Annotated in this window: 23 protein-coding genes; 10 read left to right on the forward strand and 13 right to left on the reverse strand. The window is 71.5% G+C overall.

All coding sequences use genetic code 11. The features are described 5' to 3' along the window. Nucleotides 1-245: 245 nt before the first annotated feature. Nucleotides 246-1103 (forward strand): NmrA/HSCARG family protein, encoded by an 858-nt coding sequence (locus tag ACWDSL_RS32485; RefSeq protein ID WP_450491544.1) that lies wholly within the window; start codon nt 246-248, stop codon nt 1101-1103. A gap of 21 nt (nt 1104-1124) precedes the next feature. On the opposite strand, the gene ACWDSL_RS32490 is transcribed toward ACWDSL_RS32485, so the two are convergent. Genes ACWDSL_RS32490 through ACWDSL_RS32505 form a run of 4 tightly spaced genes read right to left on the reverse strand, consistent with a single transcriptional unit; the run spans nt 1125 to nt 3434 of the window. Next, nucleotides 1125-1256 carry a hypothetical protein gene (locus ACWDSL_RS32490; protein ID WP_450491545.1) on the reverse strand — a complete coding sequence of 44 codons (132 nt, stop codon included), beginning with the start codon at nt 1254-1256 and terminating at the stop codon, nt 1125-1127. Nucleotides 1257-1302: 46 nt separating this feature from the next. Beyond that, nucleotides 1303-2169: a haloalkane dehalogenase gene (locus ACWDSL_RS32495; RefSeq protein WP_450491546.1), complete on the reverse strand. Its 867-nt coding sequence runs from the start codon at nt 2167-2169 to the stop codon at nt 1303-1305. Nucleotides 2170-2211: 42 nt separating this feature from the next. Beyond that, nucleotides 2212-2601: a pyridoxamine 5'-phosphate oxidase family protein gene (locus tag ACWDSL_RS32500; RefSeq protein WP_450491574.1), complete on the reverse strand. Its 390-nt coding sequence runs from the start codon at nt 2599-2601 to the stop codon at nt 2212-2214. An 8-nt stretch (nt 2602-2609) separates the two neighbouring features. Then, nucleotides 2610-3434 carry an SDR family oxidoreductase gene (locus ACWDSL_RS32505; RefSeq protein WP_450491547.1) on the reverse strand — a complete coding sequence of 275 codons (825 nt, stop codon included), beginning with the start codon at nt 3432-3434 and terminating at the stop codon, nt 2610-2612. A gap of 119 nt (nt 3435-3553) precedes the next feature. Here ACWDSL_RS32505 and ACWDSL_RS32510 point away from each other — a divergent pair, with 119 nt between their 5' ends. Next, nucleotides 3554-4147 carry a TetR/AcrR family transcriptional regulator gene (locus ACWDSL_RS32510; protein WP_450491548.1) on the forward strand — a complete coding sequence of 198 codons (594 nt, stop codon included), beginning with the start codon at nt 3554-3556 and terminating at the stop codon, nt 4145-4147. A gap of 6 nt (nt 4148-4153) precedes the next feature. On the opposite strand, the gene ACWDSL_RS32515 is transcribed toward ACWDSL_RS32510, so the two are convergent. After that, nucleotides 4154-5257: a hypothetical protein gene (locus ACWDSL_RS32515; RefSeq protein ID WP_450491549.1), complete on the reverse strand. Its 1104-nt coding sequence runs from the start codon at nt 5255-5257 to the stop codon at nt 4154-4156. Nucleotides 5258-5393: 136 nt separating this feature from the next. Between ACWDSL_RS32515 and ACWDSL_RS32520 the strand changes: the two genes are divergently transcribed. Together ACWDSL_RS32520 and ACWDSL_RS32525 are read left to right on the forward strand one after the other, a co-directional pair. Then, on the forward strand, nt 5394-6617 hold the full coding sequence (locus ACWDSL_RS32520; protein ID WP_450491550.1) for a DUF4032 domain-containing protein: 1224 nt from the start codon (nt 5394-5396) through the stop codon (nt 6615-6617). Nucleotides 6618-6769: 152 nt separating this feature from the next. Then, complete coding sequence (locus tag ACWDSL_RS32525) at nt 6770-8380, forward strand: hypothetical protein (RefSeq protein ID WP_450491551.1); 1611 nt, start codon at nt 6770-6772, stop codon at nt 8378-8380. 133 nt (nt 8381-8513) lie between these two features. Here ACWDSL_RS32525 and ACWDSL_RS32530 read toward each other — a convergent pair whose 3' ends face one another. The 8 genes from ACWDSL_RS32530 to ACWDSL_RS32565 form a co-directional block, all read right to left on the reverse strand. Then, nucleotides 8514-10106 carry an AMP-binding protein gene (locus ACWDSL_RS32530; protein ID WP_450491552.1) on the reverse strand — a complete coding sequence of 531 codons (1593 nt, stop codon included), beginning with the start codon at nt 10104-10106 and terminating at the stop codon, nt 8514-8516. 10 nt (nt 10107-10116) lie between these two features. Further along, the gene (locus ACWDSL_RS32535) at nt 10117-11091 is read right to left on the reverse strand and encodes an alpha/beta fold hydrolase (RefSeq protein ID WP_450491553.1); all 975 of its coding nucleotides are present in this window, start codon (nt 11089-11091) and stop codon (nt 10117-10119) included. 22 nt (nt 11092-11113) lie between these two features. After that, nucleotides 11114-11503: an acyl-CoA thioesterase gene (locus ACWDSL_RS32540; protein ID WP_450491554.1), complete on the reverse strand. Its 390-nt coding sequence runs from the start codon at nt 11501-11503 to the stop codon at nt 11114-11116. After that, entirely contained in the window at nt 11490-11966 is a 477-nt protein-coding gene (locus tag ACWDSL_RS32545; RefSeq protein ID WP_450491555.1) for a holo-ACP synthase, read from the reverse strand. Before ACWDSL_RS32545 ends, ACWDSL_RS32540 begins: the two co-directional genes overlap by 14 nt. Continuing rightward, entirely contained in the window at nt 11942-12892 is a 951-nt protein-coding gene (locus tag ACWDSL_RS32550) for an acyl-ACP desaturase (protein WP_450491556.1), read from the reverse strand. The genes ACWDSL_RS32545 and ACWDSL_RS32550 overlap by 25 nt, the downstream gene beginning before the upstream one ends. Beyond that, nucleotides 12889-13185: a hypothetical protein gene (locus ACWDSL_RS32555; protein ID WP_014179767.1), complete on the reverse strand. Its 297-nt coding sequence runs from the start codon at nt 13183-13185 to the stop codon at nt 12889-12891. Before ACWDSL_RS32555 ends, ACWDSL_RS32550 begins: the two co-directional genes overlap by 4 nt. Nucleotides 13186-13331: 146 nt before the next feature. Beyond that, complete coding sequence (locus ACWDSL_RS32560; protein ID WP_450491557.1) at nt 13332-14822, reverse strand: cytochrome P450; 1491 nt, start codon at nt 14820-14822, stop codon at nt 13332-13334. A gap of 14 nt (nt 14823-14836) precedes the next feature. After that, nucleotides 14837-16285, reverse strand: coding sequence for an MFS transporter (locus ACWDSL_RS32565; protein ID WP_450491558.1), 1449 nt, complete (start codon nt 16283-16285; stop codon nt 14837-14839). 237 nt (nt 16286-16522) lie between these two features. Here ACWDSL_RS32565 and ACWDSL_RS32570 point away from each other — a divergent pair, with 237 nt between their 5' ends. From ACWDSL_RS32570 to ACWDSL_RS32595, 6 genes are read left to right on the forward strand one after another with little or no spacing between them, the layout of a single operon-like run. After that, nucleotides 16523-18349 carry a fatty acyl-AMP ligase gene (locus ACWDSL_RS32570; protein ID WP_450491559.1) on the forward strand — a complete coding sequence of 609 codons (1827 nt, stop codon included), beginning with the start codon at nt 16523-16525 and terminating at the stop codon, nt 18347-18349. 1 nt (nt 18350) lies between these two features. Beyond that, nucleotides 18351-18617, forward strand: a complete 267-nt coding sequence (locus ACWDSL_RS32575; RefSeq protein WP_089506723.1) for a MoaD/ThiS family protein — start codon at nt 18351-18353, stop codon at nt 18615-18617. A gap of 5 nt (nt 18618-18622) precedes the next feature. Beyond that, nucleotides 18623-19465 carry an acyl-CoA thioesterase gene (locus tag ACWDSL_RS32580; RefSeq protein WP_450491560.1) on the forward strand — a complete coding sequence of 281 codons (843 nt, stop codon included), beginning with the start codon at nt 18623-18625 and terminating at the stop codon, nt 19463-19465. Continuing rightward, nucleotides 19462-21270: an acyl-CoA dehydrogenase family protein gene (locus ACWDSL_RS32585; RefSeq protein ID WP_450491561.1), complete on the forward strand. Its 1809-nt coding sequence runs from the start codon at nt 19462-19464 to the stop codon at nt 21268-21270. The genes ACWDSL_RS32580 and ACWDSL_RS32585 overlap by 4 nt, the downstream gene beginning before the upstream one ends. Continuing rightward, complete coding sequence (locus ACWDSL_RS32590) at nt 21186-21482, forward strand: acyl carrier protein (RefSeq protein ID WP_450491562.1); 297 nt, start codon at nt 21186-21188, stop codon at nt 21480-21482. Before ACWDSL_RS32585 ends, ACWDSL_RS32590 begins: the two co-directional genes overlap by 85 nt. After that, on the forward strand, nt 21479-23899 hold the full coding sequence (locus tag ACWDSL_RS32595) for an acyl-CoA dehydrogenase family protein (RefSeq protein WP_450491563.1): 2421 nt from the start codon (nt 21479-21481) through the stop codon (nt 23897-23899). The genes ACWDSL_RS32590 and ACWDSL_RS32595 overlap by 4 nt, the downstream gene beginning before the upstream one ends. The last annotated feature ends 19 nt before the right edge of the window (nt 23900-23918 follow it).

Genomic DNA, 23918 nt, shown 5'->3' on the forward strand with positions numbered 1-23918 from the left:
GACACGCCGTGGTATCGGCGTGTCGCTGTCCCATACTCACCGCAAAGTCATTGCGGCGCCGCGGCGACCAGGTGGCAACACGGCCCTCCGGCCGGCCCCGTCCCGCGTCACCGTCCAGGCCGTCCTCCGACACGGCGACTGGGCACCACCGCGGCTGCCGGCCGCTCGCTGATCATGTATGACGATGGGGGCGTGCGGGGCGCGACTCGGCTGTTCTGCGAAGAATACGAAGTAATGGAGTACTCATGATCACAGTGCTGGGAGCCACCGGTGGACAGGGCGGCGCGGTGGCACAGGCGTTGCTGGCGTCGGGGCAGGCCATCCGCGCCGTGGTCCGCAACCCCGCCGAACCGCGGGCGCGCCGGCTCGCCGAGCAGGGGGTGGACGTGGTCCCCGGCAACCTGTCCGACGCGGCGTCGCTGACGGCGGCCTTCGAAGGCGTGTCCGCCGCCTTCGCGGTGACCACGCCGTTCGAGTCGGGCACGGACGCGGAGGTACGGCAGGGCCAGGCGATCATCGAGGCCGCCGGTCGGGCGGGTCTTGAGCATCTGGTGCTCGCCTCGGTGGCCTCGGCGGACCGCTCCACCGGAATCCCGCACTTCGAGAGCAAGGCGCGGATCGAGCGCGTGCTGGCCGAGGCGGGCCTGCCCGCGACCGTGGTCGCGCCGACGTACTTCTTCGAGAACGCCATGGGCGGCCTGGACGAGATCGCCCAGGGCATCCTGTCGCTCGCGGTCCCCGCCGACACCCCGCTCCAGCAGATCGCCCGCCGCGACCTGGGCGCGGTCGTGGCCGCCGTGATCGCCGCCCCCGAGCGCTGGATCGGCCACCGGGTGGAGGTCGCGGGCGACGCGCCCACGCCGCGGCAGATGGCCCAGGCGATCGGCGCGGCGGCCGGCGGCCCGGTCGAGTACCGCCATGTGCCCCTCGACCTGGTCCGGCAGGCCAGCGCGGACATGGGGGCCATGTTCACGTTCCTCACGGAGACCGGCTATTCCGTGGACATCCCCGCGCTGCGCGACGACTTCCCGGGCATCGCCTGGACCTCCTTCGCGGACTGGGCCGCCGATCAGCGGTGGCCGCAGCCGCGTCCGCTGGGCTAGAGCGGGATCCGTCCTGTGTGATCAAGCGCGGACCAGGACGATCGTCTCGGTCGGCGTGATGGTGCCATCGGCGCGACGCTGTAGCACCAGAAAGCCGGCCGCGACGTCCCGGTAGGCGGCCAAGTCGGACCGCTGGAAGAACCGGTCCATCACCGCTGCCAGGGTGAGCGCGGGCACAGCGGGGCGTGGCCAGGCCGAGTTACGGGTGGCGGAGGCCGAGCCGGTCCGCCCACGCCGAGATGGCCGCGGCCATCAACTCCGGTTGGTCCTCAGGGGTGTGATGGCTGGCGACGGCCTCGGAGTGTTCGATCTCAAGACCGGCGATGTTGGCCGCGCACCACGCGATGATGTCCGCCTGCATCATGGCCCCCGGCCAGGGCTGATACGTGAGCAGCAGCTTGGGCACTTCGGAGCTGGCCGCCAGCCACCGGTCGTACGCCTCGATCCTGGCCACGACGTCGGCGGGCTCGCCGCCCAGCGGCATCGAGCGCGGCCACTGCAGAAGGGGCAGCCGGCTCTCCCGGGTGGGGTAGGGCTTGCGGTAGACGTCGTGGTCGCCCTGGCTGAGGGGGGTCGCCACGGCGGCGGGCAGGGCCTGTTCGATGAAGGCGTTCTCGTCGAGGATCATCGCCTCGCCGACGCCGTCGGTCTTGATCGCCCGGAACAGCTCCCGGCCGCCCTCGGGAAACTCCTCCCAGGCCATCGGCTTGACGATGGTCTCGGTGAACGCGATGCCGCGCACCCGGTCCGGGTGTCGTGCGGCCCAGTCGAAGGCCAGCGCGCCGCCCCAGTCGTGGCCGACGAGCACCACGTCCTGAAGGTCGAGCGCGTCGAACCAGGCGTCCAGGTAGTGGGCGTGGTCGGCGAAGGTGTAGTCGATATCGGGCTTGCCCGAATCGCCCATGCCGATCAGGTCGGGGGCCAGCAGCCGTCCGGGCCCTACGGCCGGCATGACGTGCCGCCACAGGTAGGAGGAGGTCGGGTTGCCGTGCAGAAAGACGATCGGCACTCCGGTGCCGGACTCCAGGTAGTGCATGGTCGAGTCGTGGATGGGGAGGACGGGCATTTCGGTTCCTTTTCCGGTCCGTTCAGGTCAGGTCAGGTCAGGTCAGGGGAGGTTGAGGCGGGTGAAGCGGTCGACCGCGATCTCGATGACCACGCGGCCGGGCGGGGCGGGCGGCGGCGCCCCGTAGCGCGCGGTGTAGCGGCGGGCGCCCTCGGCCACCCGATCGGGTGCGTCGTGCACGGTGGCAGAGCCTTCGAGCGTCACCCACCGGAACCCCACCGCCTGGCAGAGCGCCGCGCGCCCGCCCGGCCCGGCGGTGAGGTTCCTGGCCTTGCGCGTCGTGTCGACGGTCAGGACGCGGGCGAGGCCCGCCGGGGCGTCCCAGGTGAAGCGCACCGCGACCACGTGGGGCGAGCCGTCGGGGCGCAGGGTGGTCAGGGTGGCCATGTGCGGCTCGGCGAGGAAGTCCTCGGCCGTCGCGCTCACCGGCAGCCTCACCCTCACCGGAAGGCCGCGATGTTGCGCTCGGCCCAGCCGGCGAAGGTGCCGGGCGCCCGGCCCAGGATGTCCGCGACGTCGGGGCTGACCTGCTGCTCCTCCTCGGTCGGCGCGCCCAGGAGGGCGAGGGTGCCCTCGACCACGGGCAGCGGCATGAACCGCGCCATCAGCTCATGGGCCTCCTCGCGGGTCTGCTCGGTGAACCGCACCGGCTCGCCCAGCGCCGCCGCGATGGCAGCGGCCCGCTCGCGCGGTGTGGTGGGGGCGGGGCCGGTGAGGGTGTGGACGGCGCCCTGGTGGGGGGCCTGGTCGCGCAGCACGGCGGCGGCGACCGCGGCCACGTCGTCGGGGTCGACGAAGGGCAGGCCGATGTCGCCGAACGGCGCCGCGGCCTGCCGCGCCGTACGGATCGGCTCGGCCCAGGCGAAGGCGTTGCTGTCCAGCCCGCCCGACCGCAGGATCGTCCAGTCAAGACCCGATCCCCGTACGGCCGCCTCGAACTGGCCCGCGTGCCGGTACGCGTCCGGGCGGGTCCCGGCGCCCTGGGAGGAGAGCAGCACCACCCTGCGGATCCCGGCGGCCTTCGCCACGCCCAGGATCCCCTGCGGGTCCTCCCCCGCCACCAGCAGGAACAGCGCCTCCGCCCCCTCGAACGCGCCCCGCAGACCGGCCGGTTCGGCCAGGTCGGCGGCCACCGCCCGCACCTCCGGGGCCACGTCGGCGTCGGTGATGTGCCGGGCCACGGCCGTCACCGGCACCTGAGCCTCGGTGAGCGTCCGCACCAGCGTCCGTCCGACGTTTCCGGTCGCACCGGTCACAACGATCATGTCGATCTCCCTATGCCAAGAGTCTCGGGAATGAGTGAGGAAGTGAGTTAGCCGACTGACTAACTCCGCTGACGCAGACGCTAGCACGTTTCGACCACCGGTTGTCTATAGTTAGTCGGGTGACTGACTCAGCGGATGCGCCACCTCGCCGGCAGAAGGCCGTCGGCAAGCGGCAGCGGCTGACCGCCGCCGCGGCACGGGTCCTGCACGAGCAGGGCGTGGAGCGCACGACCATCGCCGATATCGCCCGCGCCGCCGATGTCCCGGCGGGCAATGTGTACTACTACTTCAAGACCAAGGACGAGCTGGTCGAGGCGGCCCTCGCCGAGCACGGCGCCCATCTGAAGAGCCTCACCGACCAGTTGGACCAGCTCCCCGACCCGCGCGAACGTCTCAAGAGGCTCGTGGCCGCGTGGGTCGGCGGGCGCGACATGGCGGCCCGCTACGGCTGCCCCACGGGCACCCTCGCCGCCGAAGTCGACAAGCGCGCCGAGGGCGGCCTCGACCTCGCGGCGGGCCGGGCCTTCCGGCAGCTGCTCGACTGGGCGGAGAAGCAGTTCCGCGAGATGGGCGTGGCCGACCCCGACGGGCTCGCCATCGCGCTCGTCGGCGCCTACCAGGGCATGTCCCTGCTCTCCAACGCCCTGCGCGACCCGGAGATCATGACCCGCGAGGGGGCCCGCCTCACCCGCTGGCTGGACACCCTGAGCTGAGCCGACTCACAAGGTCCACAGGTGCAGGGCGTCCCCGGCCTCGGAGCGGGTGAGCCAGGTGCCGTCGCCCAGCGCCGTGGGCCAGCCGGATATGGGGAACGGATAGTCGATCTGCCCGGTGAGGCTCATCCGCGCCGCGTCCAGCAGCCAGTGGCGCTCGGCGCCGAACTCCTCGTCGCTCCCGGCCGTGCCCACGATGACGGTGTCCTCGTCGAGGAAGCCGGCGTAGTAGTCCCAGCACGGCTCGTCCTCGTCGTTGTCCGGGGGCATCTCGGGGTGGCGGGGCACGGTGGCCGCGGCGTCCGCCTCGGCGAGCACCGAGCCGTCCGCGGCGCGGTGCACGGCAAGCGTCTCCTGGTAGTGCGTGACCGTCAGGAAGCGGTCGCCGGACGGGCTGACCGCCAGCAGCACCCAGTCGTCGCCGCCCAGCCGGTCCACGGTGAGCGTCCGGCCGTCCCAGCGGCCCCACAGCAGCGGCACCCCGTCCTGGCCCTCGCCGACACTCAGGCCCATCTGCCCGGGGTCGGGGTGCGGCACATGCTCCGATCCGGCGGCCGCGGTCTGCGCGTCCACCCGGGCCAGCACCTTGCCGTCCGCGGCATCGAGCACCAGCCATTCGTCGAGCGCGCCCGGATCGGGGTCGGCGTCCGAAGCGAGCGGGCCGCGGATATGGGCCCAGACCAGCTTGCCGTCGGCCGCGACGGCCGCCGAGCCGCTGTCGGCGTACAGATGCCCGTGGGAGTCGGGGTACTCGTCGAACGACGTGTGCAGCTCACGGCAGCTCCCGTCCCAGCAGCCGTGCCGGACCTCCCACCGCACCGCGCCCGTCGCGTCCACGGCCCGTATCGCGTGCACCCCGGCGAAGACGGCGAGGTCCAGGCGCGGGGAGACGGTGACGGTGCCGAAGCGGCGCGGCCAGGGCGCCGGGAAGCGGACCGTCGCGGCCTCGCCCCCGGCGGTGTACTCATCGAGGTCGTACGCCACCACCTCGGTGTCGCCGCGCTGCACGATCAGCCGCGCCTCCGGCCCTGTCTGCGGCGACGGAGCATCCGCCGCGGCCAGGTCCAAGGGCGTGGCGAGCGTGGTGACGAGACGGGCGGCGTAGGTCATGGCCCCTCCGGTGTGGACGGCGTTGGGAGAACCGTACGGCGAGGGTCTGACAATGGCCCCCGGCCAGGTGTGATGCCCGTCGCTGCCGGGCGCCGAACCCTGGACTCCGGCGCGCGGGTGTGTCACTGGTTTCTCCATGGACCTCAAAATCACCGCGACCTCCCCCGAGCACCCGGCGGCTCTCCTGGACCTCCCGTGGAGCGTCCCGCTGGAGCAGTGGCCGGATGAGCATCTGGTCGCGCTGCCGCGCGGTATCTCGCGCCATGTGGTGCGGTTCGCGCGGGCGGGCGGGGAGGTGGTGGCGGTCAAGGAGGTCGGCGAGTGGGCGGCCGTGCGGGAGTACGGGCTGCTGCGGGATCTGGACCGGCTGGCCGTGCCCGCCGTGGACGCGGTCGCGGTGGTCACGGGGCGGACCGATGAGCACGGGGAGCCGCTGGAGCCCGCGCTGATCACCCGGCATCTGGTGGGGTCACTGCCGTACCGGTCGATGTTCGAGACGACGATGCGGCCCGGCACGATCAAGCGGCTGCTCGACGCGCTCGCCGTGCTGCTGGTGCGGCTGCATCTGAGCGGCTTCGCCTGGGGCGACTGTTCGCTGTCCAACACGCTGTTCCGGCGGGACGCGGGCGCGTACGCGGCGTATCTGGTGGACGCGGAGACCGGGCAGCTCCATCCGCGGCTGTCGGGCGGGCAGCGCAGCTACGACCTCGAGGTCGCCCGGGTGAACATCGCGGGCGAGCTGATGGACCTGGAGGCGGGCGGATCGCTGCACCCCTCCGTGGATCCGGTGCTGTTCGGCCGGGAGATCGTCGAGCGGTACGACGAGCTGTGGCACGAGCTGACCCGCGAGTCGGTCTATCCGCTGGCCAAGCGGCACTACATCGACCGGCGGGTGCGGCGGCTGAACGGTCTCGGTTTCGACGTCGCGGAAATGCAGATCCAGCGGTCACCGGACGGGGATACGGTCACTTTTCTGCCAAAAGTCGTGGACGCCGGACACCATCAACGGCAATTGTTGCGGCTGACCGGTCTCGACGCGGAGGAGAATCAGGCGCGCAGCCTCCTCAACGACCTGGAGACATGGATGGTCTCGCAGGACGACTACGCTCCTGGCGATCCGCTCGGCGCGCGCCCGGAAGTGCTCGCGCACCGCTGGGTCCGCGATGTCTTCCGGCCCACCGTACGGGCCGTGCCCCTGGAGCTGCGGGGTTCCACCGATACCGCGCAGATCTACCACGAACTGCTCGAACACCGCTGGTCGTTGTCCGAGCGGGCGGGCCGGGACGTGGGGCTCGAGGCGACGGTCGAGGACTATGTGCGTACGGTGCTCGGCCCCCGGCGGGCCGAATTCGGAAAATAATCCGCGGAACATTTCCACTGGAATTTAGATCAGTAATCTCGTGAACTGCGGTTTTCCGGAAATCCGGACCCCGCGTTGTGCATTAATGGCGAGTGTTTGATAGAAACCTTTCTCGCTGCCGGTTTACATTGTCTGCGAGAAGGAGAATTGGGATGTCCCAGCCGCCCCCGCCGTCCGGATACGGCTATCCGCCGCCGGGCCCTGCGGGACCGCCGACGCCCCCGCAGATGCCGCAGCAGCCGTACGCGCCACAGCAGTCGCACATGCCACAGCAGCCGCAGCCACAGATGCCCCAGCAGCCGCACATCCCGCAGCAAGGGCCTCTGCCCGGCCCCCCGCCGGGCCCGCCGCCCGGCGGGGGCCGGGCGAGCCGTCGGCGGCAGCAGTCGAAGTCGCCTGTCGGGGTCATCGTCGGCGCGGTGGTGGCGATCGCGCTGGTCGCCGGCGGCGTCTGGCTCGCCGTGGGCGGCGACTCGGGCGACGACGGCGGGGGCGGGAAGGGCGGCGACTCGGCGTCCGGGACCGTCGACGCACAGCTGCTGAACAAGATCCCGATGCCGAAGGTCGACGAGTTGGTCAACACCCCCGGCATGTGGGTGACCGACAAGAACTGGGTCAAGTCGGACGTCAACAAGATCGTCGGCTATCCGCTGACCGGGGGCGCCGCCGCATGGGAGATCCCGCTCAAGGGCGAGCTCTGCTGGGCATCGCCGCAGGTCACCGAGGCGGGCCTGACCGCGGTCCTGTTCCAGGACGACTCAACGGACAACCCGGTCTGCACCCAGGTCGGCCTGGTGGACCTGAAGAAGGGCAAGCTGCTCTGGACGAAGCAGGGCCGCGAGACCGGCGAATGGGCCTCCGACAGGCCGATCATGTTCGACGAGGTGTCCATTGGCGGCGACACCGTCGCAGCGGGCGGCATCAGCGGCGGCGCGGCCTGGTCGATCGACGGCAAGCCGCTGTGGATGCCGGACGAGGACGAGGACTGCTCGGACAACGGCTATGTCGGCGAGGGGCCGAAGCTGGTCGCGGTGCGCGAGTGCGAGGTGTCCGGCAGCCCGCAGCTGGAGGTCCAGACGGTGGACCCGAAGACCCGGGCGGTGAAGTCCTCGTACAAGGTGACCTCGGGCATCGAGTACGCCCATGTGGTGTCCACCGACCCGCTGGTCATCGGGGTCAATGCGGGTGACTCGTCGGGGGCGGGGGTCTCCGACTTCCTGGCGATCGACGACAGCGGCAAAGAGGGCAAGCTGCTGAGCAAATTCGGCATGCAGGGCGGCAAGTACGAGGCCGACTGCGAGGCGACCAACGTCGGCGGCTGCGCGGAGATCGCCGTCAGCAAGTCGGCCAACAAGCTCTACCTGGGCACGGACTACCGTGCGAGCGCCGCATCGGGCCCGTCCAACGAGATCGTCGCCATCGACCTGAAGACCGGCAAGGTGACCGCCAAGGCCGACGGCGCCGAGGGCGGCCCGCTGGTGCCGGTCAGCCTCGACAAGGACGGCTCCCTCATCGCCTACCAGGAGGCCACGCTCAGCCAGGGCAGCGCGGTCTGGCGCGTCGACACCAAGTCGTACGAGAAGAAGAAGCTGATGCAGAACCCGGAGGAGACCGCGTTCATCGAGAGCGTGTCGCTGCAGCATCAGGTCATCTACGCAGGTGGGCGGCTCTACATCGGGAACGCCAGCGCCTCGAAGCCGTCGACCGACTCCGACGACCCCGACAAGAAGTCACCACTGGCCCTGGTGCTCGGGGCGAAGTAGTCCCGGGCCATCGGCATGCGGCTCCGCCGCGCGGCTTGGGTTCCGCCCCCGGACGGGGGTCTGGGGCGGGGCCCGGCGCGGCGGAGCCGTGTAGGTTCACCCGGTCGCGGCTACGCGCCCGCGGGCAGGTCTCCTACGGCAGGTCGAAGGTCAGCCCCTTCAGCCGCCCCTGCTCATACGCCTCGGCGATCGCCCGCCGCCGCAGCTTGCCGCTGCTGGTGCGCTCCAGCTGGCCGGGGCGTACGTAGTGCACATCCGTGGCCCGCACCGTCACCCCGACCGTGCGCACCAGATGGTCGACGACCTTCGCCCGGCTGCCCTCGATGTCCTCGCGTGCGGCGCGGTCCACCTCGGTCAGGACGACGATGTCCGCGCCGATCTGGAGCACGGCGATGCGGCCGTCGCGTACGAACTCCAGCCGCTCTATCGCCTGCTCGAAGTCGGAGGCGAAGTAGCTCTGGCCGCCCACCTTGATCCGGTCGCTGATGCGGCCGGTGATGAACAGCTCGCCGCCGTCGAGGAATCCGATGTCGCCGGTGGCGTAATAGCCGTCGTCCCCGGTCAGCGGGGCCTGTTTGTCGAGGTAGGAGGCGGCCAGACTGCCGCCGGTCAGCTCGATCTCGCCCAACTGGCCGTCCTCGCACACCCGCCCCTGCTCATCGCGGAGGCGCACGGTGTACTCCGGCATCGGGGGGCCCACCGAGATGGCCGGCACTCCCGAGGGGGTCTCGACGCACCGGATCTCGCTGCTCACGGGGCGGCTGGAGACCAGCAGCACGGCCTCGGCCATGCCGTAGCAGGGCATGAACACATCGCGCCGCAGCCCCGCCGGGGCCATCAGGTCCAGGAAGGCGTTGAGGTTGGGCAGGTTGATGGGTTCGCTGCCGAGGTAGATCGAGCGCACCCCGGACAGATCGATCTCGGCCAGATCCTCTTCGTCGAGGTCCTGCATCAGCTTGAGCGAGTAGTCGACCGCGAAGTTGGGGATCACCGTGCCGGCGGCCCCCTCCCGGGCCATGTGCTCCCACCAGCCAAGGGCGTCGAACAGGAAGGTCACCGGCTCGGCGAGCAGCAGATCGCACCCCGCGGCGAGACAGGACAGCAGCCCGCCGACCAGTCCCATGTCGTGGTAGAGCGGCAGCCAGCTGCTGACCCGCTCCTCGGGCTGACGGCCGTCCGTACGGGTGATCATGTCCAGGTTGGCGCGGAGCATGTCCTGCCGGACCGGGATCCCCTTGGGGAAGGACGTCGACCCGGACGAGAACTGGACGAACGCCAGCTCGTCGGCCGCCGGGGTGCGCAGCCGGGCGCCGGGCTTACGGATCCCGGCCGGCGGCAGCGGCAGGCCGGGGACGGGCAGATCGAGCGGGGCCACGGTCGGGGTCTCCAGCACGCGGACCGCCTCGTAGTCCCGCGCGACCCGGCCCAGGAAGTCGAGGTAGGAGTCCTTCGGCGTGTCCAGGACCAGCGGTTTGACCGACAGCGGGACGGCGCCGAGCTCCATGAGGCCCAGGAAGGCGAAGATCACCGCACTGGAGGTCTCGAACGGGAACAGCACCCGCGCCCCCGGCTCGATGCCCTGGTCGCGGAAGTAGTCGGCGTACGCGGCGACCTGCTCCGGGAAGTCCTGGTAGCTGAAGAACTCGGGCGGGTCGATGAACTTGTCGTACAGGTACAGGCCCCGTTCGGGCGGGCACTCCTGGTTGCGCTGAATGTGCTCGAGCACCGCGCCTCTCCTACTCCTTGGTCGTGTCGTCGGTGGTGGTGTCGATCCCGCGCATCCAGGCCACCAGCTTGGGCAGCACCTGCTCCTGGGCGCGGGCGCCGCGGATCACATCGACATGGCCGGGGTCCCAGCTCAGCCCGGTCTCCCGGCCGAAGAGAGTGAACTCCGCGCCGCCGCCCAGGTGGTCGGCCAGCTTCCGGGCCCGGGCGGGGGACGCGTGGAAGGTGTCGCCCGCGCCGATCCCGACCAGCACCGGCAGCGTCACCTGGCCGAGCGCTTGCCAGTAGTCCGTCGCTCCGTCGGCGCTGCGGAAGGCGCCGGAGGGGGCCCAGGCGGCGAACTGCCGCATCAGTCCGGGCGGTTCGTCGCACCGGCCCTGTTTGAGGGCCCGGGCCGGGAACCGTCCGACGAGCCGGGAGATCACCGAGGAGAAGGTCAGCTGGGCCCGTTTGGACAGTCCGCCGTCGCTGTAGTCGTTGACCGCGGAGGAGACGGTGGCCACCCCGGCGAGACGTTTCTGCAGGTCGGTGTCGACGCCGAGGGCGGCCAGGGCCGCATAGCCGACCATGCTGTGCGCCAGGACGAACAGCGGCCCGTCGTGGGCCGCCGACACCGCCCGGATCAGATCCGGGACGTCGTGGCGCACATAGGTGTCGAAGTTCCAGTCGTACGCCCGACGCTCGGGCCAGCGGCTGGGGCCGTGTCCGCGCAGCGAGGCCACGTACGCGGTGAAGCCCTCGTCCAGGAACGCCTTCGCGGGCCCCTGCCCGGACCTGCCGAGGAAGAACCCGCCGTCCGCGAACAGGCCGGGCAGGAACAGCACTCCGGGCGCTCCCCCGTCGCCGGCCCCCGGCCGCACCTGCCTGAGGTGCAGCTCATGGCCGTCGGAGGTCGGCACCCAGCGTTCGGTCTCGGCCCGATCAACGGTCGGATCGCCCGCCGGATAGCCCATCGGATCGCCCACCGGATCGTCTGCCGTGCTCATCGCGCTCTCCATTCCTGCTCGTTCAGCTGGATACGGCGGAGGCCGCGAGGAAGTCCTGCATCGAGACCAGGCACCGCTGCTCGGCATCCAGGAAGGCCACGGTGACCAGGGCGTCCACCGCGGGGCGCGCCGCCTCCGAAAGGTGGAGGCGCTGCCGGAACCGGGCCCGGAAGGTGAGGTCGTCCTCGTCGAACTCCTCCGCGGACGGCGACTCGAGCGACGTACGCACCTCGATCTGGCCGCGGGGGATCTCAGCCAGGTAGTCGATCTCGGTCCGGGCGACCACCGCGATCATGCGGTCGCCGTGTACAAGCCCCTGGCGGCCGAGCCAGTCCCACCGTCCGGCCTCCAGATATTCGAGCGCGACCGCGTTGTTCACATGCCCCAGCGCATCGAGGTCATTGGGGCGCACCGGCAGGGTCAGCCGGGATTCGCCGAAAAACACGTCGTACCGCCCGATTGGTCGTATCGAAGAAACGCGTCAGTGCCGAGGTCCGGCCGGTCACCATGACCACGGCGGAGACAAAGCCACCGCTGTGCGAAAGCGAAACGCTCACCCGCAGCCGGTGCCGGGCCAGCTGGCCCGCCAGCGCTCCATGGGTCTGGAACCGCGGTGCGCCATGGTGGTCGTGGACCAGCTCGGCATCGGTCCAGAACCAGGTCTCATCCGCCGCCGGAATTGCTTTGAAAAGAGCTTCTTTGGCCGCGAACGCGCCCGCCATGCTCTCCAGGGGAGAGATCTTCGATTCGAAGTGGCGCAGTTCTCCGCGGGTGAAGAAGACATCGGGTTCGCGGAGCGAGGAAGCGACCTCCAGTTCACTGATCAGCTGGAGGTCGTGCCCCAGACCGATCAGCTCCCGACGAGATCCATCCACGTGTCCTCGACCTCTTCACGGGAATGGACCTCGATCCCGGTGATCTTCTTCAGAGCGCCGCAGATCAGCTGCTCCTTCTTCTCCAGCGCCTCGGGACGGAAGTCGTTGTCGCCCACTTCGAGCTGGTCCCACCAGTTCACATGCGAACCGCGCTGCTCCAGCTGGGTTCGGGCGCTCCCCTGGAGCTCACCGTCCTCGCGGAGGAAGAGGTGGGCCACCGCGAAGGCGTCCTTGGCCGGGTATTCGCCGCTGTCCACCAGCGCCTTGGCGAAGGAGACGAAGTAGTTGCGGTGCTGAATCTCGTCTGCGGCGACCTGCTTGAAAATACGGCGCAGCCCCGGGTCCTCGATGACATGCTGACACTGGCCGTAGTTGACCGCGGCCGTGATCTCCGAGATGGCGAGCAGCACCAGCGTGCGGAGCATGTCGTCGTCGGGGAAGACCTGGCGGAACTGGATGAAGGTCTCGTCCGAGATCGGCTCCATCCCGCTGAGATCGGCCAGCCGGTTGAAGACCGTCTCGTGGTGGGCTTCCTCTTCGTTCCAGTAGCGGCTCCAGGTGCCGCACGCCTCCATGATCGAGGCGACCGTGGGGTTCTTGTCCTGCCAGCGCCGGACTTCGGCCTCCGACTGCCGCTCGAGGCGGTCCGCACCCGGCTTGGTGGTCAGCTCGGCCCGGCCCGCGTTCCACACCAGGTTGCGGTCGAGCGGGGTGAGGCTGTCCAGATCGACGGCCGCCAGCATCTCCACGACGCTCCACCGCCGGGACTCGTGCAGCCGCTGCTGCTCCCAGGTGACGTCGACCAGGGACATACCGCGCTTGGTCAGCGCGTCGTAGAGGTCGGTGATGATGGCGGGCGGCCCGTCGGAGGCGGCCGACCGGCGGATCACCGGGGAGGAGGCGCGGTCCGTCTCGGCGATACTCATACGGCCGCCTCCTTTTGCTCACGTTCGAATTCGTCGAGGAAGGTCTTCAGCACCGTCGTAATCGGGGTGTCGAGCGGAAGCGCGGGAAGGCGCACCCGCACCCCGTAGTCCTTGCGCAATCCGTTTGCGGTGCGCGCGAACGCTTCCATGAGATCGATGCTGTTGGTCATTCGCGGGCTACTGGCGATGACGTCGGCCAATGTCGCGTCGGCCGTGAATAGCTGCTCCTCCGTGAGGCCCGCGTTCTCGGCGAATTTCTGCCGGATGTAAGGCTCTACTTCAGGTGTGACCATGGATCAGAAGCGTACTGGCTTTCGTCTTCCCACGACCAAGTTATCGAAGAATCAGGCAAGTTGATGCCAAATCGAACCGAACAAGCGGAGGGCGTCTCCGAAATACCGGATGTACGGGTCCGACGATATCTCGGCAATGTCGCCAATTAGGTGCGGGATCGTACACGGACTCGTACCGGCCCCTTCGTCAGGAGTGTGATCCCGGCGCCGAGCGGAATGTCGCCGCCGTCCGTCGCGTCTTCCACCTCGTACGCGCGCAGCAGCGTCGCCAGGCTCAGCACCGAATGCAGCGTCGAGAAGTGCTGCCCGATGCAGGCCCTGGGCCCGCCGCCGAACGGAAAGTACGCATAACGAGGCCGATCGGCCTCGGCCTGTGGGGTGAAACGCTCCGGATCGAAGCGCTCCGGATCCTCCCAGTAGGCGGGGTGGCGGTGCGCGACCCACTGGCTGACCAGCACGGCGGCACCGGCCGGGATACGGCGGCCGCCGATGACGGTCTCGGCCACGGCGAGCCGGCTGACGGCCGGGGACGGCGGAAACAGCCGCATGGCCTCCTTCAGCACCATGGTGAGTCGGGGCAGGGCCTCCAGATCCGCCGCGGTGGGGGTGCGGGCGTCGGGGAGCGCCCGGTCCAGCTCCTCGTGCACCCGGCGCTGTTCCGCCGGGTGGCGGGCCAGGAGGTGCAGGGCGAAGGTGAGGGCCGTGGCGGTGGTGTCGTGTCCGGCGAGGAAGAAGATCAGGACCTGTTCCCGCAGTTCGGCGCGGGTCAGGCTGCCGTCCTCGGCGTTGTGGGCGCCGATGAGGAGGGTGAGCAGATCCTCGGCGGCACCGTCCTCCGGCACGGGGCCGTCCTCCGGTACGGGGCCGGGTGCGTGCTCGCGCACGTCGCGCTCCCGGGCGGCCATGCGCCTGCTGATGATCGCGTCGCACAGCGCGTACAGCCTGCCCTGGGCGCGGGCGGCGCGGCGGTTGGCGGGGGTGGGCCAGTCGCGGGGCAGCTTGACCGGGGACAGCGCGCGGGCGCGGGCGCGCTCGTTGAGCATCGGCAGGCTGTCCCGGACGACCTCGACGGTCTGCTCGACATCGGAGCCGAGCAGGACGCGGCCGACGACGCGCTGCGCGAATCCGTGCATCTCCGCCACCAGCTCGACGGTCCCACCGGCGTCACCAGGGGTTTCCCGCCAGCGGGCGGCCAGCGCGGCGGCCTCCGAGGTGACGGCGGTGGCGTAGCCCTCGACCCGGCGGCGGGTGAACAGCGGCTGGATGAGCCGTCGCTGGCGCCGGTGGTCCTCGTCCTGGCTGGTGAGCAGGCCGTTGCCGAGGGCCTGCCGCAGCTCCTCGTAGATGACGTTGTCCTTGCGGAAGTTGGCCGCCTCCGTGGCCAGGACCTGCTGGATGCCCTCGGCCGAGAACACGCCGTAGATCTCCCGCCGCAGACCGGGCGGCCCGGCGCGGAACCGTACGACGTCGCCGTGGTCGCGGCGGGCCCGCAGATACGCCGTCAGCGGATCGCCCAGGAGATCGGCCATCGAGCCGAGCAGCGGCGTCCCGGCCGCGTACGGCGCCTCGGTCACCTCGGTCGCTTCGGTTGCTTCGGTTACGTCAACCGTCGTGCTCGTGCTCGCCTTGGTCGCCATCCTCGTCTCCGGTGTCAGGCCGCCGCCGGGGCCGTGGTGCGGCGCACGGTCACGGCCGCGAGCACCGCCACCCCGGAGGCGAAGCCGATCGAGAGGTACCAGGTGTTACGCGCTCCGCCGAGCGCGTCGTTCGCGGACGCGGTGACGATGGACACCGCGAGCGCCGTGCCGAGGACGGCGCCGAGCTGGCGGAAGGCCGCGTTGGCCGCGCTGGCGGTGGCCAGCCGGCTGGGTTCGACCCCGGCCAGGGCCACCCCGCCGAGCACCGGCCAGACCAGACCGGCGCCCAGCCCCATGACGGCCGCCCCGGGCAGCCAGTGGGTGAGGAAGTCCGGGTCCTGGCCGCCGCCCCAGAACAGCAGCAGGGTGCCGCAGATGTAGATCAGACAGCCCGCGATCACGACCAGTGGGTCGCCGAACTTCTCGGCGAGGCGGGCGGCCGGCCGGGCCACCAGGGCGCTGGCGAGCGGCGGCGGCGTGGTGGCCAGGCCCGCGGTGAGCAGGGACCAGTGCCAGTGGCCGGTCAGGAACAGGATGTTGTTCAGGATGACGGCGTAGAAGGTCACCGAGAACAGCATCGAGCCGATGTTGCCGCCCACGGCGTTGCGCGAGCGCAGCAGATCGAGGGAGACGACCGGGGCCGGATGGCGTGCGCTGCGCGCCACCACTGCCGCCGCCAGCACCGCCCCGCCGACCAGACAGCCGATGGTGCGTGTGCTCGCCCAGTCCCAGTCGGGGGCCTTGACCAGGCCCAGGGCGAGCAGGCCCAGCGAGGCCCCGAGCAGCGCCGAGCCCAGGACGTCGGGGGTGGGGCCGCTACGTTCGCGCTGCTCGGTGAGGTGCCGGCCGGCCCATACGGCGACGATCCCGATCGGGATGTTCACCAGGAACACCGCCCGCCAGCTCCAGTGCTCGGCGAGCAGCCCGCCGAGGCCGGGCCCGATCCCGGCGGCCAGCGCGGCGGACGCGCTCCAGAGGGTGATCGCCGCCAGGCGCTTGGCCATGGGGAACATGGGCAGCAGCAGCGCGAGCGAGGTGGGGATGAGGATCGCGGCGCCGACCGCCTGCACCAGCCGGGCGCCGATGAGGACGGCGGCGGAGTCGGCGATCCCGCAGACCGCGGACGCGGCGGTGAACGTGGTGAGCCCCACCGCGAAGGACCGTCGGCAGCCGAGCCGGTCGGCCGCCCGGCCGGCGGGCATCAGGAGCGCGGCGATCACCACGTTGTAGCCGTTGAGCACCCAGGACAGGGTGGGCAGGTCGGTGGTGTCGAAGGTCTCGGCGATGTTGGGGAACGCCACGTTCACGATGGTGCTGTCCAGGAATGCCACGAAGGCGCCGAGGCAGCACAGCAGGACCAGTTTGACGGGTGGCCTGGCAGGTGGGCCGGCGGGTGGGCCGACGGCGGAATCGCCCGCCGCGGCGTCCCGCGTTCCCTCGGGAGCGACCGGTACGTCGGTCATGGGTGTCCTCTCCTGGACAGGCACGCGGTCGTTGAGCACCGATCCTTCACCCTGGTTCAGCCGATCACGATGCTCGTTGTTACCCGTGAGTGTCAATCCCCCCAGCGGCCCCATGGGACACGTCCGAAAATCCTCAACCACCCGTCTCCATAAGATCATTGACCACTCGTCAGCGTTGCTGTAACACTTGCTCGCCGTATCGATCACGGGGGTCGATCACGGGGGGAGACAGCTCAGTTGGCTGGTCCACATGGGCGCGGTGCCGGAAGCTTCGCGCGGCTGCTGCGTGAGCGAGCGACGCATGAGCCCGACGCCCTCGCCTACCGGTTCGTGGCGGACGACGAGTCGGCCGCCGAGATCACCTACGCCGAACTCGACGCGCGCGCCCGCGCCGTCGCGGCCCGGCTGTCGGCCGCCACCGACGGGCGGCCGGAGCCGGCGCTGCTGCTCTTCGCGCCCGGCCTTGACTATCTCGCGGGGCTGTTCGGCTGCTTCTACGCCGGGGTGCCCGCGGTGCCCGCCTTCCCGCCCGACCCGACGCGCCTGGCCCGTACGATGCCGCGGCTCGCCGCCATCATCGAGGACACCGGCTCGGACACCGTCCTGACCACCTCGGACATCGCGCCGCTGCTGGCCGGCTGGCTGACCACGGCGCTCGGCGGCCGCACGCCCCGGCTGATCGCGACCGACCAGGCCGACCCCGCCGACGCCCCCACCGACGCCCCCGGCGACGGCCCCACCGACGAGGGTCCGCTGCCGGAGATCCGGCCGGACCGGCTGGCACTGCTCCAGTACACCTCGGGGTCGACATCGCTGCCGCGCGGCGTCATGCTCAGCCACGCCCAGCTGCTCGACAACTCCCTGGAGATCGCCCGCGGGTTCGGGCTGCACCAGGGCAGTTCGGGCGGCCTCTGGCTGCCCCCGTACCACGACATGGGGCTGATCGGCGGCATCCTCACCCCGCTGTCCACCGGCATTCCGGTGACGCTCATGTCGCCCGTGACGTTTCTGCGCCGCCCGCTGTCCTGGCTGCGCATGGTCTCCCGCTACGGCGTGACGGTCACCGGCGGCCCGAACTTCGCATACGACCTGTGCGTACGGCGCGCGAAGGACGCGGACCTGGAAGGGCTCGACCTGTCAGCCGTAGAGCTCGTCTTCACCGGCGCCGAGCCGGTCCGCGCCGACACCATGGCGCGCTTCGCCGAACGTTTCGCGCCGTGCGGCTTCAGAGCCGAGTCGTTCTATCCGTGTTACGGGCTCGCGGAGGCGACTCTGTTCGTGACCGGCGGTAAACCTCTGGGCGGCTGGCGCTCGGTGTCGGTCGCGCGCGACGCGCTCGAAGCACACGGTACGGCCCGACCGGCCGGGCCGAAGGAGCGTTCCAGATCGCTGGTGGGCTGCGGCTCCCCCGGCCCCGGGACCAGGCTGCTGATCGCCGACCCGGCCACCGGCGAACCGCTGGACGAGGGCGCTGTGGGCGAGATCTGGATCGACTCGCCGAGCGTCGCCGAGGGCTACTGGCGGCGCACGCAGGACACCGACACCACCTTCGGCGCCACGACCACCACCGGCGAAGGACCCTATCTGCGCACCGGCGACCTCGGGTTCGTCCTGGACGGCGAGCTGTTCCCGGCGGGGCGGCTGAAGGACCTGATCGTCGTCAACGGGCGCAACTACCACCCCGTCGACATAGAGCGGGTCTGCGAGGCCGAGGTCGCCGGCATCCGCCGCAACTGCGGCGCCGCCTTCGCGGTCGAGGACGACGAGGGCGCGGCCGAGCGGCTGGTGCTGGTTTACGAGGCGAACCCCGTAGAAAGAGGGGCAGAGGAGCAGTACGCGGCGGCTGTCGAGGGGATCCGGCGGACGGTCTCGATGGAGCTGAGCGTGCCTCCGTACACCGTGGTCCTGGTGCGGCCCCGGACCATCCCCAAGACATCGAGCGGCAAGGTGCAGCGCTGGCTGGCCCGCCGTCAATTCCTCGCCGGTGAGCTCGACGAGCTCGCCCGATGGCAGGCTCCCGCCCGGCCCGCACCCGATACGACCACATCCACGAGGGGGAACTGAAGTGATCGTCAAAGTGCGGGGCGTCCTGCTCCGGTTCACCGACTACGAGAGCGAGATCGAGGTCGGCGGCGACACCGTGCGCGACGGTCTTGCGGCGCTGACCGACCGCTACCCGGACCTGGCCGAGGTGCTGATGGACCGCGAGGGAAGCGTACGCGCCACGCATCTGATCGCCCTCAACGGCGAAAAGCTCACCCTGAACGAGCTGGACCGGGAGGCCACCGAGGACGACCGGGTGGACATCGTCACCGCGATATCCGGGGGCTAGCGCCGATGCCGCGCAGCTCCACGTACGAGGTCGTACTCGACGCGAGCCTGTTCACCCCGGCCCAGCTGCAGCCCACCGCCGTCGGGCGGCTCGCGTTCCAGGCCGGCACCCGCTGGCTGCGCGACCATGTGTGCAGCCATCGCACGCTGGTGTCCGAGCACCAAGTGGGGTTTGTGCTGTGGGCCTGGCAGCTGGAGTACGAGCAACCCCTGCGGTTCCTCGACGCCGACGAGGCGCAGGCCGAGGTGCGCGCCCGGGTGCGCGGGCCGCGCTCGTCGCAGCTGGAGATGGAGATGACGGTCTCGGGCCCGGCGGGCGTGGCGGTGCGCACCCGCGCCACCTCGGTACCGCTCCGGCTCAGCGGCGACCGGGCCCTCTCGGGCACTCCGACGACGCTGCCGGACTCGTTCGTGGCGGGCTTCCACGAGGACGAGGTCGAGCGCTCCCCGTATCTGTCGCCGGTGCGCGGGCTGTTGGGCGCGTACGAGCGCGAGGGCGAGCGCATCGCCGCCCACACCACGACATTCCGGGTCCACCGCCACCACTGCGAGGTGGCCGACCAGTGGTACTGGGTCGAATCCCTCGGGTTCGCGGGCGGCGCGCGCGAGGAGTGCGTGATGCGGCACGGCGGGAAGGCGCCCGAGCTGCGGCGTGCGCTGGCCGAGGGGATCCGCCGGGTCGACGCGACCTGGCTGCGGGCCGGTCAGCTGTGGGATCAGCTGCGGGTGCACACCACGGTCCACCGCCACGACGGGCAGCTCGCGTTCGTCCATGAGCTGGGGCTCGCCGACGACGGTGCAGATGGTTTCGAAGGTGGGCCGTACGCGATCGTGGTGGAGCACGTATGACCGGGGCATCGCTGTCCATTTTTCCGGAGTTTGCGGCGGCTGAGGAGCTGGAGCGGGCGCTGGGCTGCCCGTTCGATCCGGACACCGGTATGTCGCTGGCGCGCGGTGTGCGCGCGGACGATCTGGAGGCCGAGCCCACCGCGGCGTACGAGGCGGCCTGGGCGGCCGGGCTGCATGAGCATCTGGTGCCGGTCGCCGAGGGCGGGCGGCTCGGCTCGTTCGAATCGCTGCTGGCCGTGGTGCGCGCCGCCTCGCGCCGGGAGCTCGCGGTCTCGGTCGGGTTCGGCTCGACGCTGCTGGCCACCGCGCCCGTGTGGACCTGGGGCGACGACGCCCAGCGGCGCCGGGTCGCCGAGCTGGCGCTCGGCCGCGCCTGGGGCACCGCCGGCATCAGCGAGGAGGCGGCGGGCAGCGATCTGCTCGCCACCGCCACCCGCGCGGCGCCCACGGGCGACGGGTTTGTGCTGAACGGCAAGAAGTGGCTGGTCGGCAACGGCAGGCGGTCCTCGTTCGCGACCGTACTCGCCGCTTCCGACCCGTCCTTCGGGCTGTTCCTGATCGACTTCGAGGCCGTCGGCCGCGACGCGGTGCGGCGGCTGCCGAAGGTGCCCACCCACGGACTGCGCGGCCACGACCTGAGCGGCTTCGTCCTCGACGACTGCCGGATCGGCTCCGGCGCCGTGATCGGACGGCCGGGCCGCGGCGTCGAAATGGTCACCGGCATGCTCCAGTTCACCCGCACGCTGGTGGGCGGGAGCAGCCTCGGCGCCGCCGACACGGCGCTGCGCATCGCGCTCCGGCACGCGCGCGGGCGGGTGCTGTACGGCGAGCCGGCGCTGGCGCTGGCCCCGGTGCGCTCGCTGCTGGCGCGCGCCTTCGCCGATCTGCTGATCGCGGAGTGCACCGGTCTTGCCGCGGCGCGCGCCCTCGATGTGGCGCGGCAGCGGATGGCGCTGTGGTCCGCGGTGGCGAAGTACGTGGTGCCCGCGCTCTGCGTGGACGCGGTGAACGCGTGCGGCGAGGTGCTGAGCGCGCGGGCGTATCTGCGCGAGGGGGTCGCGGACGGGGCGTTCCAGAAGCTGGTGCGCGATGTGGCGATCACCCCCGTGTTCGAGGGCACCCAGCTGGTGCAGCTGGACACGGTCCGTGCCCAACTGGTCAGCGGGGCGCGGCGGCGGGCCGGGGCGCAGCGGGCCGAGGTTCCGCTGCCGCTGCTGTTCGGGTTCGGCGAGCCGGTGACCCCGGTGGCGCCCCGGGACCAGCGCCCGTCGCTGACGTACGGGGCCGCCGACGAGGTGGTCGACCTCCTCGACGAGGCGGTGGCGGAGCTGGGCGACGACCAGGAGCTGTTCTCGCTCGGGCACACACTGCTGAAGGTGCGCGACGAGACGCGGGAGACGCTGCGCGCGCTCGGCACGGCGCGGGACTCCGAGGCGTACGAGGCGGCCCGCCGGCACTGTCTGGTGCATGCGGGCGCCTGCTGTCTGCACACCTGGCTGCGGCGCCGGGACGCGCTCGGCGGCCTGGCCGCCGACCGGGCCTGGCTCTCGGCCGCGCTGCGCCGCGTGGTGGAACGGCTGGGGTTCCCGGTCGAACCGGACCGGGAGGCCGAGGACCGGCTGGTGCGCCGGCTCGAAGACCTTGACGACGACGATCGGGCGTTCTCCCTCGTACCGCTGCGGCTCGCCCCGCAGTACCGGGGGGCTGCGCCGACCCGTTCTTGGCCCGCCCTTGGGAGGACGTCATCACCACCGAACACCGCGACAGCACCGCCGAGTCCGCCGACGTCTGGCTGCCCTCGCTGATCGGGGAGCTGCTGGGCCTCGACGGGCAGCGGCTGCCCGCCGACCGGCCGCTGGGCGAGATCGGCATCGACTCGCTCACCGCGGCCCAGCTCTCCGTCGAGGTCGAGGAGCGCACCGGCGCCACCATCCCGCTGGAGCGGTTCCTCGGCGAGGAGACGCTTGCGGACCTGGTGCGCGAGCTGGACGCCGACGCCCAGGAGGTCGGGGCATGAAGGGCCGGGCGCACGCCGCCGATGTGATGAACCGGGCGGCCCTCGGAAACGACACGCTCGACGCCGAGATCGAGCGGATCCGCCGCGAGGCCCGGCACCGGTTCGGCAGCTTCGTCCTGGACGTGGCCAACCCCGGCTCGCACTTCCGTAACAAGGAGTGCCGGCCGCTCGACAACCGCGTCTTCGAACAGGCCGGTGAGCTGGGGCTGATGGGGTTCTCGCTGCCGACCGAGATCGGCGGCGAGGGGCGGGACAAGCTGGCGTGGGGCGTGGTGGTCGAGGAGATCGCCCGCCTCTCGCGCGACCCCGGCTTCGCCGTCCTGCTCGACATCAGCGTCGAGATCACCGAGCTGATCCTGTCCAGCGGCGCTCCGGAGCTGATCGAGACCTACGTTCCGGACCTGGTGGCCGGCCGGCGGTTCGGGGTGCAGGGCGCGTACGAGAGCCGGGACCCGTACGACTACCACTCCACGGCACGGCTGGAAGGCGACGTTTGGGTGCTGAACGGCGCCAAGCGGTTCCTTGCCGGGGCGCGCTTCGCCGACCTCTTTGTGCTGTTTCTGCGTGACGAGGCGTCCAACGACATGCTGGCGTTTCTCGTCGAGAAGGACGACCCGGGCGTCACACCCGTACACATGGACACCATGGGCATGCACACCATGGGCCTGGGCCAGGTGATCCTGCACGATGTGCGGCTGCCCGCGGCGCGGCTCGTGTGGCGCGCGGACGCGCTCAGCGAGCTGAACACCTATGCGCGCATCCGCCGGACCATGAGCGCATGCGGGGTGCTGGGCGCGCTGGACGGGGTGATCGAGAACTGTGTGGACGCGCTGGACCCCCGTAAGCGCGGCGGGCGTCGGGTGCTCGAATACCCCAACGTCGAGCGCTCGGTCGGCGAGATGCGCATGCTGCTCCAGTCGGCCCGCGCGAGCGTCTACCGAGCGCTGGACGGCACCAGGTCGCCGGACCGCGATCCGTACTTCGACGAGTACGCGACCGTCGCCAAGCACCACGCGTCGGAGTGCGCGCTGCGCGTCGGCCAGCTGGTGATGGGCCTCCAGGGCGGCGAGGCGTATATGTCCGCGTTCCCGTGGGAGCGGTTCATGCGCGACATCCTGGGCCTGATCTCCGGTCAGGGCTCCCAGGAGATGCTGCTGCTGCAGCTGGGGCAGCGCACGATCGTCGGGCTGGAGGGCAAGCGGGTACGGGAGGAGGCCGCCGAGCGCGCCGTGTCCAAACTGGCCGACGGGTGGTGGGCGCTGCACGCCGCCGCGTACGGGGACGGCGAGGAGTACGCCGACGCGGTGGCGGCGGTGGTCTCGGCGGCCGGGCTCGACGCTCCCAACACTTTCGATGCTTTTGAGACAGCTGCGCGCGGCGCGGTGGCCGCGCTGCTCGAACGGGCCCACGCCCTGGTGGCGGCCGTACGGGCGGGACGGCCGCCCGAGGCGCTGCCGCAGGGGCCGGAGGGCCTGTTCGAGGGGCGGCTCGCGAAACTGGCGGCGGGGGCATGGGGCCTGCTCGCGTGCGGGGTGGCGAACGAGACCGGCCTGCTGGCCCGGCTGCTGGAGCCGTGCACCGTACGGGAGGCCGCCGAGGATCTGCTGCCGCCCGCCCTCGCCGAGGGGCTGTTGGAGGCCCTGGTGGCCGCCTCGGTGGTGCGCCGGGAGGGCGAGGGCCGGTACGTCGCCGACGAGGGCCTGGAGCGAGTGCTGATCGGCGGCCCGCGCGCCTCGGCGTTCACGGCGCGGCTGCGGCGTGCGCTGGACGGCGGGGCCCGGCTGTGGGACGGGAAGCCGGTCGCGGGGCGGGAGTCGCCGACCGGGTGCGGAAGCGAGGCGGCGGCGCTGGCTGATGTGCTGGTCAACTCGCTGCTGGGCAGGCTGGAGGGGCTACCGGAGCTGCTGGACCGGCCCGGGGCGCAGGTGGGCTGCGCGGCCGGGGACGGCGGCCGGTCCGCCGTCGAGCTGGCGCGTCATATCCCGTTCGTACCGGTGCTCGCGCTGGAGCCGGAGCCGGTGGCCTTGGGCACGGCCGGGGGCGACGGCGAGGTACGGATCCGGGCCGACGACGGCATGAACGGCACGGACGCGGGCTTCGCGGTGGGCGACCGGCTCGCGCTCGCCTGGCTGCCCGCCGCCGGGCCGCCGGACCCCGAGCGGCTGCGGGCGGCCGTCGCCACGGCCTCGGAGGCGCTGCTGCCCGGCGGCTGGCTCATCCTGCCGTGCCCGCTGCCGCCCAAGCGCCCCCTGGGGGCCGCGGCGGCACGCCTGGACCTCGCGCTCGCGGGCGGGCGTACGCCTGCGGACGGCGAGGTCGAGGGCGCGCTGACGGCGGCGGGTCTTGGCCACGTACGGACCGCATGGGACGACACCGCGCTCGGCGTCCGGCTGATCGCGGCGCGCCGCCCCGCCTGACGGAGGTGTGGCCGGTGCG

Source organism: Streptomyces sp. NPDC000941, assembly GCF_053599555.1.

What these genes read in the sequence shown, in the direction of transcription:
- ACWDSL_RS32560 (WP_450491557.1), bottom strand. Translation starts at nt 14,822, where the DNA reads ATGGCGACCAAGGCGAGCACGAGCACGACGGTTGACGTAACCGAAGCA.
- ACWDSL_RS32495 (WP_450491546.1), bottom strand. Translation starts at nt 2,169, where the DNA reads ATGCCCGTCCTCCCCATCCACGACTCGACCATGCACTACCTGGAGTCC.
- ACWDSL_RS32550 (WP_450491556.1), bottom strand. Translation starts at nt 12,892, where the DNA reads ATGAGTATCGCCGAGACGGACCGCGCCTCCTCCCCGGTGATCCGCCGG.
- ACWDSL_RS32505 (WP_450491547.1), bottom strand. Translation starts at nt 3,434, where the DNA reads ATGATCGTTGTGACCGGTGCGACCGGAAACGTCGGACGGACGCTGGTG.
- ACWDSL_RS32525 (WP_450491551.1), top strand. Translation starts at nt 6,770, where the DNA reads ATGTCCCAGCCGCCCCCGCCGTCCGGATACGGCTATCCGCCGCCGGGC.
- ACWDSL_RS32485 (WP_450491544.1), top strand. Translation starts at nt 246, where the DNA reads ATGATCACAGTGCTGGGAGCCACCGGTGGACAGGGCGGCGCGGTGGCA.
- ACWDSL_RS32520 (WP_450491550.1), top strand. Translation starts at nt 5,394, where the DNA reads ATGGACCTCAAAATCACCGCGACCTCCCCCGAGCACCCGGCGGCTCTC.
- ACWDSL_RS32565 (WP_450491558.1), bottom strand. Translation starts at nt 16,285, where the DNA reads ATGACCGACGTACCGGTCGCTCCCGAGGGAACGCGGGACGCCGCGGCG.
- ACWDSL_RS32555 (WP_014179767.1), bottom strand. Translation starts at nt 13,185, where the DNA reads ATGGTCACACCTGAAGTAGAGCCTTACATCCGGCAGAAATTCGCCGAG.
- ACWDSL_RS32580 (WP_450491560.1), top strand. Translation starts at nt 18,623, where the DNA reads ATGCCGCGCAGCTCCACGTACGAGGTCGTACTCGACGCGAGCCTGTTC.
- ACWDSL_RS32535 (WP_450491553.1), bottom strand. Translation starts at nt 11,091, where the DNA reads ATGAGCACGGCAGACGATCCGGTGGGCGATCCGATGGGCTATCCGGCG.
- ACWDSL_RS32585 (WP_450491561.1), top strand. Translation starts at nt 19,462, where the DNA reads ATGACCGGGGCATCGCTGTCCATTTTTCCGGAGTTTGCGGCGGCTGAG.
- ACWDSL_RS32515 (WP_450491549.1), bottom strand. Translation starts at nt 5,257, where the DNA reads ATGACCTACGCCGCCCGTCTCGTCACCACGCTCGCCACGCCCTTGGAC.
- ACWDSL_RS32595 (WP_450491563.1), top strand. Translation starts at nt 21,479, where the DNA reads ATGAAGGGCCGGGCGCACGCCGCCGATGTGATGAACCGGGCGGCCCTC.